This is a genomic window from Vibrio sp. V43_P6S15P86 (assembly GCF_009904725.1).
Taxonomy (GTDB): Bacteria; Pseudomonadota; Gammaproteobacteria; order Enterobacterales; family Vibrionaceae; genus Vibrio; species Vibrio diabolicus.
Genome location: NZ_WXWT01000458.1, coordinates 1 through 13,895 on the forward strand (window position 1 = coordinate 1; position 13,895 = coordinate 13,895).

Here is a 13,895-nt window from a genome sequence, read left to right on the forward strand (position 1 = left end):
CGCGCATTAACGGATAAAAGTGCCGCTGAGTCTAATGATTAAAATCTATCATCTCGATTATGATTTCTTGTCGTGCGCTGATGTGAACATTTGTTTACCAGAGCGTCCATTCAGCTGTTATAGTTGGTCTGACCAGCAAGGAAGCTGTCATGAAAAATCTCACTCAAATAAGGACATATTTTGCAGCTGCACAGAATTCAGGGATACATTCAGACCATGTATCTCGCCGAATATCCCGATAAATTAATGTTGCTTGATGGTGCAAGTCGAGCAGATATTCCTCACCTTAAAGATTTTATTGAACATCAACTCCATCGTCCTTTTTCTGACCTAAAGTTGGTCGTTGTAACTCACATGCATCCAGACCACGCTGGTGGCGCACACAAACTGCGTGATTTAACTGGATGTAAGCTATTGGCCGCAAAGCGAGAGAGCCAGTGGTATAGCGGTGTAGACGGTTGGCTAATGCATTTGACCGATTTGATGTTAGCGCGCTGGATGGCGAACCGGATGCGTAAACCAAAGCAAAACCTGTGGTATTCGCGCAAGCTAAAGCCCGATATCGAACTCATCGATGGTGAGTGTATTCCGGGGTTTGATGATTGGCAGGTACTAGAAACGCAGGGACATACCGATAGAGATTTGTCGGTTTATCATTCTGAACAAGATGTATTGTATGTGGCGGATTTGATGGTGCAGGTTAAGAAACACCTGATTGCGCCGTTTCCCATATTTCATCCAAACCAATATCGCCAATCATTAAAGCGTGTGTTTGAGATGAATCCGCAATGTTTGCTTTTGGCGCATGGGGGAGAGGTGACTTTTGATGAAAAAGCGTATCAGCACATTCTGCATACTGCGCCGACTAAGCCGATGACCCATTGGCGCGTAACAAAGGTTAAAGCTAAGGGCTTGTTGTTTGCGCTATTTCGCAGGAAGTAGACGAAGATAAAGCCAGACGAGTGATGCTCAACAAAAACGTTCGATCACTCATCTGAAGCTACGGGGTTAAGATGCCAATAAATGAGATTGGCTAGGGTCGACCAGCACTTTGTCTGCCATACCCTGACGGCCTAGCAACATCATGTAAGTCATTTTTTCACGGTTGGTCAACGTAATGTCGATTGGCCATTGTTTGTCACCCATGCGCAGCATGGTGGTGATAACGCAGCGGTGCTCAAAAGTACCGTTTGAAGATTTCACTTTACGGTTTGCCTTTAGCTTCGCTGTGCAGCGAACCACTTGTTCTAAATGATAAACATCTGGGTGTAGATCGAATGCAACGTAAGACTGACCATCTTTTTCAAAACAATCAATGTTATCTACATGCAATGAAGAGGTTTGTGCGCCCGTATCAATGCGCGCTTCAAGGTGAGTAATCCCTAACTCAGGTAAGCAAATAGCTTCGGCGTTCCCAATGATCATTTTCTGATTCATAGTGTCATCCTAGCGATGAGTAATACGAGAGCCTACTGAGCAGGCTCTCACTCAAACAATTATCAACCTTTACCACGAGTACGGTTTGCGTGTGGTTTTGCGTTTTTCTCGATAAAGTCGAAAATCATACCAGCAACGTCTTTTTCTGTTGCGAGCTCGATACCTTCAAGACCTGGTGAAGAATTCACTTCCATTACCACTGGGCCGTTTTTAGATTGAAGGATATCTACACCGCATAGGTTTAACCCCATGACTTTTGCCGCGTTAATCGCAGTAGCGCGTTCTTCTTTGCTTAGTCGCACTAACTGTGCAGAGCCGCCGCGGTGAAGGTTCGAACGGAACTCGCCTTCTTTCGCTTGGCGCTTCATCGCTGCAATCACTTTATTACCGACAACAAAGCAACGTATGTCTGCGCCTTTAGCTTCTTCGATGAACTCTTGCACCATGATGTTTGCTTTCAACCCCATGAATGCTTCGATCACGCTTTCTGCTGCTTTGTTGGTTTCAGCAAGCACAACACCGATGCCTTGAGTGCCTTCTAGTAATTTAATCACTAGAGGTGCGCCACCAACATTTTTGATCACGTCCTGAATGTTATCAGGGTGGTGAGCAAAGCCAGTGCGCGGCAAGCCGATGCCTTTACGCGATAACAGTTGCAACGAGCGTAATTTGTCACGAGAGCGGCTGATCGCGACCGATTCGTTGACACAAAATGTGCCCATCATTTCAAACTGACGTACAACCGCGGTACCGTAGAATGTGATGGATGCACCGATGCGAGGAATCACAGCGTCGTATTGTGGCAATTCTTCACCCTTATAGCGGATCTTAGGGTTGTTGCTCGTAATGTCCATATAACAGTGCAGAGTATCGATGACGTCTACTTGATGTCCACGCTCTTCACCTGCCTGTTTTAGGCGCATGGTTGAATATAAATTCTCATTACGAGAGAGAATAGCAATACGCATGGCAATTCCTTAGTAAGTCAGTACCAAATTAAAAATATAAGTATAGAGTATAGAATGCAGCAGGTATGTGATATTTAGGTGATATTACCTACTGACTTCAACGATTTAGATGTGTGGTTGGACAACCACTTCGTTAGAGGTGCGCACCTTAGGTTTTTTTCTCGCGAGAAGAAAACGAAAAAAACTCGTCGTTACGACAAAAATAATTTGTTGAATCATCGGGCATTCTCAGCGTCGTAAGCCGGAAGTTGTCTGTGGACTTTTTTAAGCAAACGGATTACGACGAGTTTAAAACGCTAGGCTATTCTGTAGTTTGTTTTGAGTTTGTGATGACGTCCAATAACACATCTTTAATTGTTTGATAGCGCAGTGGCAGAACACGACTGCGTTTGCGAACTAAAAATAACTCTTCACACACGGTGTTTTTCAGTTGTGCGATGTGCAAGGTATCTTTTTGTGGGAAGTTGTCGACAGCACTTTGAGGCAGCACGGTGAAGCCGAGTCCTTTACTCACAGGTAGTAAAATTTGGCTTAATTGATTCACGTAGCCGGATAATGGTAAATCGCTCATCTTAATTTCTTGGAGCTCTTGTTCCGCGCATTGGTCAAAAAACAGCGTCATGTAGTGCTTGGCATCAGGATGGGCAATGACACCACAGTCGTGCAAGAGTTGTGGTGTTATCTGCTTTTCGCGGTATTGATTAGGTAGGACTAAGCACAACTGCTCCTTACCAATTCTTTCACTGTGAAATAAACCTTTGTGAGGAACATCAGTTACGATACCAATATCAATGCTTCCTTCCGTTATTGCATTGAGAATCGAGTGATTGGGTGCGGCTTCTAAATGCAGCGATAAGCCTGGGTGCTGTTTTTGCTTTTCTAAAAGAGGGCCATACAGCATCAATGCCATTGCGCCAGAACAGGCCAGTTTACAGTGACCTGAAAATGCATCATCAAAACTGAGTTCTTCGAGCAACGCTTTCTCTCTTTCTTCTAACTCCAGCGCGTAGGCGTAAACAATCCGACCTTGCTCTGTTAATTCGAAGCTTTTGTTTTCACGTTTGATCAGCGCATGCTGACAACTTTGCTCTAACTTTTTGATGTGTTGGCTGACACCAGGTTGGGTCATAAAAAGTTTTTCTGCCGTTTGTGTGAAATGACCGACTTCAATCAATGTCTTAAATGTATGTAACCAAACAGGATTAAGCATAATGTGAGATTTGCTGTGAGCTTGCTGAAAGACGTAGAGAAAATGATAGCACGGCACGGAATAAATCGACGCAAGAGAATCGGGTGCCTTGTGAATAATAAATAGCAGACAAAATAAAACCCCGCCTGGTTTCCCAGACGGGGCTTATTCTCTTTCGCAGCAATCCGGCTACTATAGGTGCTCCCTGCATCTATCCTTGATTGTGGCTAAGTCCTTTAACCGAGTTCCTTGTTCATCGCCTTCCTAGCGGTGTCCATTCTTGCCTATCATCCTGACGGGCGAACTCTATCCTAGAGCTTAACTACATCCTTGCTGATAACTCATCCTAAGCTACCAAATCTTCATCCTGAAGATACCTAGTCCATTAGGTTTTTTTCCTGTTCCCGCCAACATCCTGTCGACACAATCAGTATTGATGTTTTGCTGATTACTCTCAATTAGCTAGGTAAAAAAACTTTGGCAGCGAATATTGTTTGAAATGATATAACTGATAATTTTCAATGGCTTATTTTAATTTTTCGATTTTGTCTTAGTCAATGATGGTCGTTTTGCTTACATTGCTTGTAAGAGATCTCGCACAAGGTGTCGAGCAAATGTCCGAATTGGTGTCGTTTTCATCCTGTTTAAGAATTTGCTCAAGATCACAACTCGATTTGTAGCCATAAAATTTGGCGATAGTATTAGGTGGAATTTCCATTTCTTTGATGGCGAATGTTGCCCATTCATCACGTGTTTTGTGCAGGACTTGGCGTAGCTTGACAGTGAAGTGACTCATGAAAGCCTCCTTAGTTATCTTGTCTTTCAAGGCAACAATAAGGAGCGTGACGACACAAAGTTGATAGTATGCCGCTTAATATCAATACTATTTCGGCGTGATGAAGATTAAGCTGGCAATACTGATATTATTTGAGCGTGAAACAATACTATTTTGTGGAGTAGCCAATGGCACACATCGAAAAAGTACCACAAAGACCAGGTTTTTCTTGGCGCTATCGTCGCATTGATGAGCCAGAAAAAGAGTACGATCTCCATTTTCACGATGATGTGTTTGAATTAGTCATCCATCGCCACTTCACTGGCAGTTTGCATATTGGTCATCACGAATTAGAAGTGACTCACAACCAAATGCTATTGATCGCGCCTGGTGTGCCTCATTCAATTCACTCCACATTGGTCGAAAGCAAGTGCGAGACTCATGTGATTTGGTTTAAGCGTGAGTGGATTGCCAATTTGATGTTCTATTGCGCAGAGCTTAGAAAGCTTGATCCGCTTTTAAAGGCGGCCAACAAAGGTGTAGTGTTTTCTGAGCGGACAGCTCAGCACGTTGTGGATCTTCTACATGAGCTCATGAGGTTTCCTGCAATGGAGCAACTCTCGAGATTTCTCCATGTTTTGTCTCTGATTGCTCACGATGAAGGAGCGAAAACACTGATGACTCACTCTTACTTATCGATGAGTGAACACGAATTACAGGAAAGAGAACGAGTGGCAAGTGTCAACGCGTATCTCGAACAGCACTTTGCTAGCAAAGTGACGCTCGCGAACTTGGCGAACCATTTATCACTGAGTGACAGTGCGGTCACAAGATTGTTTCAAAAGCACTTTAAAGAGCCGTTTAGCCAACGCCTAATGAAATTGCGGATCAATCATGCCGCAGATTTGCTGCAATCAACGCCTTTGCCGATTGGAATTGTGTTTGAGAGAGTAGGGTATCGAAACCAAGCCCTGTTTAATCGTCACTTCAAAACGTATAAAGGGCTTACGCCACGCGAGTACCGCCAGCAATATCAGCAGCGAATCCAGCCTTAATTGGGTTGCACACAACTGCGATCACGAACGCGAAAAGAGTTGCTCGGTTGAAAGTGATGGGCAATTGATATCTTACTTGCAAAATTTTTCAGGAATCATTATTAAGATTCAGTGACAGATAATATAGGGAACTTGATTGCCATTTTTCTGTCATATCTGGTGAGTAAGTTAACCGTGTCAGAGAGATAATACGCCGTTTACTAGCCAAAGGTGACTGCAAGAAATCGGCAATTATCATTATGTTGTGAAATTGGTCACGGTTAAATAATTGGTTCCCTTATAGATTGAAGGGGATTCGACCTTAGACAATAAGCTCCATAAGGAGCGTTACTTATATAAGATGAGGGATTTTACTATGAAAAAGACTAGAAGAGCTCAGCTACATCGTGTGCGCATTCAATACTGGAAAGACACGAAAGACGCACCAGCTAAAAAATCATAGTTAATGATACCTAAAGGCACGAGCTGGCAGTGGAACGCCGTTTCCCGCTGATTGCCAGCTCAAAAACGCCACAATCACATTCACTCCGCACAACCTCCCAGCACTCTACTTTTACTATCACACACTTCCAAAAGTAAAAAAGCCAGTCCGGAGACCAGCTTTTTATTATTGTCAGTATGACTCTGTTACTTACAGGTAGTTTGCGTCAACCAAGTCGCCAGCTTTTGCGCTTTTCACTTCTGGACGTGCTTCTAACCATGCAATAACTTGTGCTTTTTGCTCTTCAGTAGCACTGCCGTAACGGTCAGTAGAGCATAGGAAGCCTTCAAACAGTTCTAGACCACCACCGCCGAAGCAAAGGCCAAGCCCATCAATGTAGTCGATAAAGTCATCAACGAATGCATCGTAACGGTCGAAGTCGTTAATGTCTGTTTCACAGCTGATCTCGAAACCTAGGATTGCGAACTCACCTAAGAACAGCTTTTTACGGATACGACGGCTCTTGTTATCGATCTTGTCTAATTTCATGATTATCTCTCGTAGATGATTTGAATTCGTACACCTTATACCCTCTATCACACTTTAGCCCAAGTAAAATCAGAATGAAGCGATACAGTTGGTGATTATGTGACCAAAACTTAATTGCTCAATTGGTAACGCTGCTGAGTTTGCTGCACTGCTGAAACACAAGGTTTCATATGTTTTAAGCACTTTTGTCATTTTTCTTCTCCAAACTTCTTGCCGTTCAACTAATCACTTATTTATTAATTAAACTATAAGATCGGGAAAGTAAAAATGAGCAAGGAAACCTTTGACGCGACGCGTTATAACCAAAGTGAAAACAAACCATTTGAAGAAGTATTAGAAGCGAGCCTATCTCGACGCAGCATTCTGAAAGGTGGTTTAGGTATCAGTGCGATGACAGCGTTTGGTGCTTTCGGATTGGCTGGTTGTAATTCGTCTGACTCAGGAAGTACAGTAAGCAGTGGCTCAGGCGTATCTAAAGCCGTTCTTAACTTTGAATCTATCCCTGGCTCACTCACTGACGCCGTTTCAATTCCACAAGGCTACACCGCACAAGTACTGGTACCTTGGGGTACACCGCTTAATGCTCAAGGCAGCGCGTGGAAAAATGATGGCAGCAATACCAGCTCAGACCAACTTAACGCGTTGGGCATGCACCATGATGGCATGCACTTTTTCCCATTAAATGACAGTACGACCGACGGTCTGCTTTGCATCAACCACGAGTACATTGATACATCAGCACTGCATCCAAACGGTCCGACGGTTGAAAATGGCGTACGTACCATTGTAGATGAAGTGCGTAAAGAGATTAACGCGCACGGTGTGTCAGTGGTTCGCATTCAACTGGAAGACAACATGTGGAAGTTGGTTGATACCGATCCACTAAACCGCCGTTACACTGGTGCGACAGCAATGGACTTATCTGGCCCAGTCGCGCACACGTCACTAACCGTCACTCGTTTCTCGCCAGATGGCAGCCAAGCACGTGGCACGTTAAACAACTGTGGCAACGGCTACACGCCATGGGGCACTTACTTAACTTGTGAAGAGAACTGGCCAGGTTACTTTGTTAACGCCGGGACTCGTACAGAAGAACAAGATCGCATTGGTGTTGATGACCAAAGCACACGCTACTTGTGGGAAACACTTGCAGGAAATGCAGAAGAGCGTCTTGATGAGTTCTCTCGCTTTAATGTGGCTCCAACAGGAGCAAGTGCAATGGATGATTACCGTAATGAAGCCAATGGTCACGGTTACATCGTCGAAATTGACCCTTACACGCAAAACTCGCGTGCGAAGAAGCGTACTGCACTAGGTCGTTTCCGTCACGAAGGCTGTACTTTTGGTAAGCTTGAAGAAGGCAAACCAGTGGTATTCTACTCTGGTCACGACTCTCGCTTTGAGTACCTATACAAATTTGAATCTGCGGCAGCGTGGGATCCAGCAGATGCAAACTCGGAAAACCGCCTAGCGACAGGCGATAAGTACATGGACGAAGGCACACTTTATGTTGCGCGTTTCAATGAAGACAGCACAGGTACTTGGTTGCCGCTAACGCTTGATAGTGTTACGACATCTGGTGGTACGTTAGCGGATCACTTTAACTCATTGGCTGAAATTATCATCAATACTGCAGGCGCGGCTGACCTCGTTGGGGCAACTCCAATGGATCGCCCAGAGTGGTGTACGGTTGATCCATTCACAGGCTCGGTTTACTTAACATTGACGAATAATACGCGCCGTACTGATGAAACCAATCCTGCGAACCCACGTTTGAACAATAAGTTTGGTCACGTTATTCGTTGGGATGAAGGGGCTTCAGCTACAGACTTTACTTGGGATATCTTTGTCTTTGGTTCGCCAGCAAATGGTGATGCAGATACCAACCGTTCTGGCCTGAATGAGCTAAACCAGTTTGCTAGCCCTGACGGATTAGCGTTTGATGGCCGTGGTATTTTGTGGATTCAGACCGATAACGGTGCAGATGAAGTTACGTCTTACACTAATGATCAAATGTTGGCCGTTGTGCCATCTAAGCTGACAGATGAGAATGGTGACCAAGCAGTGATTGGTGCGGATAACCAAGCGGAGCTTAAACGCTTCTTTGTTGGACCAAATGGTTGTGAAGTGACAGGCTTTACTATCAGCCCTGATTACAAATCATTGTTTGTGAATATTCAGCACCCAGACAACTGGCCATACAGTGAAGATGCCGCCGAAGAAACGCCTGCTGGTGTTTCTGTGCGCCCACGAGCGGCGACGGTTGTCATTCGACGTGAAGACGGTGGAGAGATTGCAGTTTAATCTCTAAGTGCATTCACACCTTAAAATTCAAGCCCTGCAAATGCAGGGCTTGATGGTTTAGGCGAATGCCCAGTCGCACTTTATATCCAGACAACAGGCTTAGCTTTTCAATGAACCGCCTGAAGTACGAATTACGTCTTGATACCAGTAGAAGCTCTTCTTGCGTTTACGCTCTAGCGTTCCTTGCCCATCATCATGACGATCGACATAAATATAACCGTAACGCTTGCTCATTTCGGCGGTTGAGTTAGCCACCAAGTCGATTGGCCCCCAACTGGTGAAGCCCATCAACTCAACGCCATCAAGAATCGCTTCGTGTGCTTGAACCAAATGGTCATTAAGGTATGAAATTCGATAATCGTCTTGGATTTCCCCGTTTTCATCGAATTCATCACGAGCGCCTAAGCCATTCTCGACGATAAATAGCGGCTTTTGGTAACGATCGTGAAGGAAGTTAAGCAAAACGCGCAGGCCTTTTGGATCGATCAACCAGCCCCATTGGCTCTTCTCAAGATATGGGTTTGGTACGCTATCGACGATGTTACCCACTTCTTTCTGTTTCGGATCGGCACTCGCACAGCCACTTGCGTAGTAGCTGAATGAGATGAAATCGACACTTGCCGATGCGATCTCTTCTAAGTCGCCTTCTTCCATCTGAATTTCAATGCCATTTTCACGGAAGTAACGTTTCATGTAGCCTGGGTACTGACCACGAGTCTGCACATCACCGAAGAACAACCACTTGTTGTTTTCATGCATGGCGGCTAACACATCATCAGGGTTACAAGTGTATGGGTAGTTGATTGCGCCAAGCAGCATGTTACCAATCTTGCCGTTTGGTACGATTTGCTGACACAGTTTTACCGCTTTCGCGTTTGCGACTAGCTGGTGGTGAATCGCTTGGTAAATCTCTTGTTCACTGGCGTCTTCTTGCAAACCCACTCCCGTAAATGGCGCATGCAGTGACATGTTGATTTCGTTAAAGGTAAGCCACAGTTTGACCTTATCTTTGTAGCGTTCTAACACGGTTTTAGCGTAACGCTCGAAAAACTCGATCACTCGACGATCGCTCCAACCACCATAATTCTCAACCAAGGCGTAAGGCATCTCATAATGAGAAAGCGTCACAAATGGTTGCATATTGTGTTTGGCTAGCTCATCAAAAATTTTGTCGTAAAACGCCAGTCCTTCTTCGTTTGGCTCCAGTTCATCACCATTAGGAAAAATACGACTCCAAGCGATGGATAAGCGCAGGCAGGTGAATCCCATCTCTTTAAACAGGGCAATGTCTTCTGGATAGCGATTGTAGAAATCGATAGCAAGATCTTTGATACCAGGCGTTCGTTCTTCACGCGTTTGATGCGGGCTCAGAATGCCGTTTGGCAACATATCTGATGTTGATAAACCTTTCCCCCCAAGGTTGTATGCCCCCTCTACCTGGTTTGCCGCAATGGCACCACCCCAAAGGAAATTATCTGGAAACTTAATCATGTTTCTCACTCTTTATATTTAGGAAATGTTTATGGATTTATTGCTTGAGAATAGTGTAGGAGACATCTCGATACTTGTAGCGAGATCGTGTTTTTATCAGTTCATCACCAAACGTCAGTAATGATAAACATTGAGATATAGGATGGTTGTTAACAATGCCAACCTAAGTGAATTTAGGTTGGCATTCGTATTCAAAACGTAAATGCTAAATTCGCCGCCGCGCCAAACTGGTTATCGCCAGCGTAAGACCCTGCTAGGTCTACACTGATCACATCAAAAGGACTGATGCCAATGCCACCTGTCACCGAGTTATCGAGGTTATTTTCTAGGTCAACTTCATAACCAGCGCGGAGTTGAGCCCATCCCCAAGCATTCCCCTCGATACCAACGCGAATAAACTGCGTGTCATCGTCGAGCTCTTTAAAGCGCTTTTGTTTGGTGAGATCGGCGTCTAGGCTCAGAGCTACATAGTCCCCGACATAGCCGATACCAAGGGTCGCTTGTGGCGTGAGTTCGTAGGTATAGTTGCCTAGTTTTGTTTCTATATCTTGTTCGAAGACGTCTTTTAACGAGAGACCAGCTCTAAATGCGTTGTGATACCAAGCGACCCCAAGATCCATATTGAACGTGTTCTTTGATACTTCACTTTTGTCGTAATCCTCGATATCAAAGTCATCTAGTGTTGTACGCTGCGTATAGGTTTTAAGTTGTTGGTATTTGGGCGTAATACCAAATGCGAATTGCTGCCCACCTATCGTGTAAGCGCGAGCCAAGGCAACGCCATATTCCGCACTACCGAAAGCCGCTAGGTCGACGGCAGAATTGAGGTATCGATCTGCGGTGTTTGTTGAATCTGAGATATCGGGTGCCGCAAGTATCTCCACATAACCAGCGCTAAAAAGGTTTACCGACATGTAGCGTGTCGGAATCGCAATCGCGAGGCTCAGACCTCCATTAATGACGACTGGAGCACTCTTATCTAATTGATCGAGTAGTCGATTAAGTTCGGCTTCGTTCGCAGGTGTGGGAATGCCCTGAATACTATCGTAAAGGTCTTGAACATCATCAACGGCTGATAAAGCTTCATCCTCATCGTGAATATTGACGCCGAGAGCAGGAATGAGTAGGCCGATATCGTCATTTTCTCGATAGAGAGCGCCTAGGGCTGGGTTGTGTAGAGGAGCGGTTAAATAGTCAGCGGAAACGACGCCTGTATTTCCCATTCCGTGACTTCGAGCGTCTGCTGCGTAAGGCGCTGCAAAAGCGTGAGGTGATAAAATAAAAAGCGCCCCTGTTGCTGCTAAAGTTAGTTTTCTCATAACGCATCCATTCTTACTTTAAATAATTACTTATCAATAAATTAGATGGTGGGAGCTAAAACTTGGTGTCAACCACCAAAGATTGTGCTGATGAATAGCATGTGGCGATTCATCAAGTTAAGCGTAGGTTAGGCAACTCGCTTTATAAAGTTGATCAGGGTTTATTGCTCTTTAATTGTGTGGAGAAAAGCTGGAGAGGTGGATGGCGTTGGATTAGCTACGATGAGGAGCGAGCTCAAACATTAAGGTGAAGGACATGCCTTTATCAGCGTTGAGCTGCGCACTGACTTTCCCTTGCATATCTCGCATATTGTTGGCGGTAATGGAAAGCCCTAGCCCCAGTCCTTCACCAATTTTTTTACTGGTTTGGAAAGGTTCGAACATGGTATCGAGTTGGTCTGAAGGTACCCCACACCCATTATCACTTACCACGACCTCAACATTATCGGTAGTGGGTGTAACGGCAATCATTAACTGTGGATCTTGGGTCTCTTTCATCGCATCTAATGCGTTGGAAATTAGGTTGCCGAGCACTTGTTGTAGGCGTTGCTCTTCGCCAATGATATTGGGTAAGTCGTTGGGAATGCGTACCCGAACATCTACCTTCGCGAGTTGAGATTGATAGACGCGTAGCGTCTCTTCTAAAGCGTTTGTCAGCGATATCTCGTGCAGTGTCTCTGGTTTATTGTAGGCAAACGTTTTTAGCTGACTGGTCATGCTTGCCATGCGGTCAATCAACTTTTGAATCAACTTGTTATTGGCTTTCATCATGTCTGTTTGTCCACGTTCTGCTAGCAACTCGTTGGTGGTTAAAAGGGTACGCAGGCCAGTCAATGGTTGGTTTAACTCGTGGGTAATCGCGCTCGACATTCTGCCCAATGCTGCCATTTTGCTTGATTCAATCAATTGCTCTTGGGCTTGTTTTAAAGCTTGAGTTCGCTCTTCCACCCTTTGAGCGAGCTCTTGGTTAATCCGCTGCAGCGATTGTTCCGCTTTTTTACGTTTGCTAATGTCGATTATGGTAGCAAGGAAATACTGCTCACCGTGCCATGGGAAGCTCGTGAGTGAAAAGAGTACAGGAAATACGCTGCCATCACTGCGTCGCGCCATGGTTTCTACAGCGCTAATCTCTGCCAGTTCCTTATGCTTTGGTAGATCTCTAAGCAAAGTGAGTGTGGTTGAATTTGAATTACCTGCATCAAATAACTCCCAGGCGAAGGTATGACGATTCACACTTTCAGGAAGACAAAAAAGGCGTTTTGCCATTGGGTTGAGGTCGAACAATAGACCTTGTTCATCAATCAACAACAAACCAACATGTGTTTTATTGATCATCTGTTTAAGTCGGCGTTGCGATTCTTCTAGTAAGGCTTGAATACGCTGCTGATTGAGATGCTTTTGTCGACGCTGTAAACCAATGATCACCAACAGGATAAGGAGCAGGAGGAGCGCTGCGATGCTCCATCCAATGACACTAATCGTTTGCTGAACAGGTTTGGTCGGAATAAGGTAACTGACAAACCAGTTTAAGTCGTCCAGCTTTGCTGTGTGTGCAAAGTAGCGCTGCTGATTGAGAGTCCAGAAATGAATCACCGTATTGTCATACAGCGTTTGAGTTTCGACTTTGACTTGGTTATTCGGTTCATTAAACCAGTCGGCGTTATAGTTTGTGCTGCTGGAGAGGAAGAAGCGTTGATGGCGATTTTGTAGCGTGATGATGTCTTGGCTGGTGATGGTCTGCTCTGTTAGCAAACTCAGGTTGATTTGAACAACAACGATGCCCGCTATCTCCAAACCATCAAAAATTGGTGCAGAGAGGTAGTAAAGCGGACTAGAACCTTTTGTTTTATTCACCAGTGAGACGCCTTCTCCCTGACGTTGTATTTGTTCGACAATCGCACGGCGGTCAGAGCGGCTGAACCGTTCATCGATCAGACTCGATACCAACACTTCTCCCGAGGTTGAAAGTATCAACCAACCCTCTGTATTCGCGGCTTTATCGAGCTGTGTCAGTTGTGCTTGAAGTGGCTCGTAGTAGTTTAAATTGCCTTTCACAAACGCAATTGTTTCTGGGTTATTCGTGACGAGATAGGGAAGGTGATAGAAACGTTTTAATGCTCGGCGGACTTCACCAATGTAGTCGAGGAGTTTCTGTTGTGCTTCTTGTTGAGTTTGGACGCTCAGCCATTGATGGGCCACCTCTCGGCTAGCACCGTAGAAAAAGATCACCAGCGCACTGATCAATACGGCGGTTAGCCACATTTTCCCATTCTTAGTGCGCTGCATACGAGCTCCGTTTGGCTGAACATAGTTATCGTAGTTGGTAGTGAAAGAGTGCGCTTAACTGATTGGATGTTAAAGAATTGTGATTAAGAAGTGGGATCTAG

The 13,895-nt window shown here is 44.9% G+C and carries 11 protein-coding genes; 3 read left to right on the forward strand and 8 right to left on the reverse strand.

The window, feature by feature from the left end; genetic code table 11:
* Window positions 1-216 precede the first annotated feature (216 nt).
* Window positions 217-942, forward strand: coding sequence for an MBL fold metallo-hydrolase (locus tag CAG69_RS20370; RefSeq protein WP_161445958.1), 726 nt, complete (start codon window positions 217-219; stop codon window positions 940-942).
* 66 nt (window positions 943-1,008) lie between these two features.
* On the opposite strand, the gene CAG69_RS20375 is transcribed toward CAG69_RS20370, so the two are convergent.
* The 4 genes from CAG69_RS20375 to CAG69_RS20390 all read right to left on the reverse strand — a co-directional run bounded on the left by CAG69_RS20375 (window position 1,009) and on the right by CAG69_RS20390 (window position 4,390).
* Window positions 1,009-1,437: an ATP-dependent zinc protease family protein gene (locus CAG69_RS20375; RefSeq protein WP_005393584.1), complete on the reverse strand. Its 429-nt coding sequence runs from the start codon at window positions 1,435-1,437 to the stop codon at window positions 1,009-1,011.
* 62 nt (window positions 1,438-1,499) lie between these two features.
* On the reverse strand, window positions 1,500-2,405 hold the full coding sequence (gene rimK / locus CAG69_RS20380) for a 30S ribosomal protein S6--L-glutamate ligase (RefSeq protein WP_005393586.1): 906 nt from the start codon (window positions 2,403-2,405) through the stop codon (window positions 1,500-1,502).
* A 301-nt stretch (window positions 2,406-2,706) separates the two neighbouring features.
* Window positions 2,707-3,615, reverse strand: a complete 909-nt coding sequence (locus tag CAG69_RS20385; protein WP_065645588.1) for a LysR family transcriptional regulator — start codon at window positions 3,613-3,615, stop codon at window positions 2,707-2,709.
* Window positions 3,616-4,144: 529 nt separating this feature from the next.
* Window positions 4,145-4,390: a hypothetical protein gene (locus CAG69_RS20390; protein WP_065645589.1), complete on the reverse strand. Its 246-nt coding sequence runs from the start codon at window positions 4,388-4,390 to the stop codon at window positions 4,145-4,147.
* Window positions 4,391-4,557: 167 nt separating this feature from the next.
* Between CAG69_RS20390 and CAG69_RS20395 the strand changes: the two genes are divergently transcribed.
* Window positions 4,558-5,424, forward strand: a complete 867-nt coding sequence (locus tag CAG69_RS20395) for a helix-turn-helix transcriptional regulator (protein ID WP_161445924.1) — start codon at window positions 4,558-4,560, stop codon at window positions 5,422-5,424.
* 631 nt (window positions 5,425-6,055) lie between these two features.
* Here the strand turns inward: CAG69_RS20395 and CAG69_RS20400 are convergent.
* On the reverse strand, window positions 6,056-6,394 hold the full coding sequence (locus CAG69_RS20400; RefSeq protein ID WP_005393599.1) for a YggL family protein: 339 nt from the start codon (window positions 6,392-6,394) through the stop codon (window positions 6,056-6,058).
* A 267-nt stretch (window positions 6,395-6,661) separates the two neighbouring features.
* On the opposite strand from CAG69_RS20400, the gene CAG69_RS20405 reads away from it, so the two are divergent.
* The gene (locus CAG69_RS20405) at window positions 6,662-8,698 is read left to right on the forward strand and encodes a PhoX family protein (protein ID WP_161445926.1); all 2,037 of its coding nucleotides are present in this window, start codon (window positions 6,662-6,664) and stop codon (window positions 8,696-8,698) included.
* A gap of 99 nt (window positions 8,699-8,797) precedes the next feature.
* Here CAG69_RS20405 and CAG69_RS20410 read toward each other — a convergent pair whose 3' ends face one another.
* The 3 genes from CAG69_RS20410 to CAG69_RS20420 all read right to left on the reverse strand — a co-directional run bounded on the left by CAG69_RS20410 (window position 8,798) and on the right by CAG69_RS20420 (window position 13,794).
* Window positions 8,798-10,189 (reverse strand): glycoside hydrolase family 1 protein, encoded by a 1,392-nt coding sequence (locus CAG69_RS20410; protein ID WP_161445928.1) that lies wholly within the window; start codon window positions 10,187-10,189, stop codon window positions 8,798-8,800.
* A gap of 191 nt (window positions 10,190-10,380) precedes the next feature.
* A complete protein-coding gene (locus tag CAG69_RS20415; RefSeq protein WP_006741246.1) occupies window positions 10,381-11,508 on the reverse strand; it encodes a conjugal transfer protein TraF in 1,128 nt (375 codons plus the stop codon).
* Between the two features lie 213 nt (window positions 11,509-11,721).
* Window positions 11,722-13,794 (reverse strand): sensor histidine kinase, encoded by a 2,073-nt coding sequence (locus tag CAG69_RS20420; RefSeq protein WP_161445930.1) that lies wholly within the window; start codon window positions 13,792-13,794, stop codon window positions 11,722-11,724.
* Window positions 13,795-13,895 lie beyond the last annotated feature (101 nt).

Bases quoted from the DNA above. Each gene is read 5' to 3' on its own strand.
- CAG69_RS20370 (WP_161445958.1), top strand. From the start codon at position 217: ATGTATCTCGCCGAATATCCCGATAAATTAATGTTGCTTGATGGTGCA.
- CAG69_RS20375 (WP_005393584.1), bottom strand. From the start codon at position 1,437: ATGAATCAGAAAATGATCATTGGGAACGCCGAAGCTATTTGCTTACCT.
- rimK (WP_005393586.1), bottom strand. From the start codon at position 2,405: ATGCGTATTGCTATTCTCTCTCGTAATGAGAATTTATATTCAACCATG.
- CAG69_RS20385 (WP_065645588.1), bottom strand. From the start codon at position 3,615: ATGCTTAATCCTGTTTGGTTACATACATTTAAGACATTGATTGAAGTC.
- CAG69_RS20390 (WP_065645589.1), bottom strand. From the start codon at position 4,390: ATGAGTCACTTCACTGTCAAGCTACGCCAAGTCCTGCACAAAACACGT.
- CAG69_RS20395 (WP_161445924.1), top strand. From the start codon at position 4,558: ATGGCACACATCGAAAAAGTACCACAAAGACCAGGTTTTTCTTGGCGC.
- CAG69_RS20400 (WP_005393599.1), bottom strand. From the start codon at position 6,394: ATGAAATTAGACAAGATCGATAACAAGAGCCGTCGTATCCGTAAAAAG.
- CAG69_RS20405 (WP_161445926.1), top strand. From the start codon at position 6,662: ATGAGCAAGGAAACCTTTGACGCGACGCGTTATAACCAAAGTGAAAAC.
- CAG69_RS20410 (WP_161445928.1), bottom strand. From the start codon at position 10,189: ATGATTAAGTTTCCAGATAATTTCCTTTGGGGTGGTGCCATTGCGGCA.
- CAG69_RS20415 (WP_006741246.1), bottom strand. From the start codon at position 11,508: ATGAGAAAACTAACTTTAGCAGCAACAGGGGCGCTTTTTATTTTATCA.
- CAG69_RS20420 (WP_161445930.1), bottom strand. From the start codon at position 13,794: ATGCAGCGCACTAAGAATGGGAAAATGTGGCTAACCGCCGTATTGATC.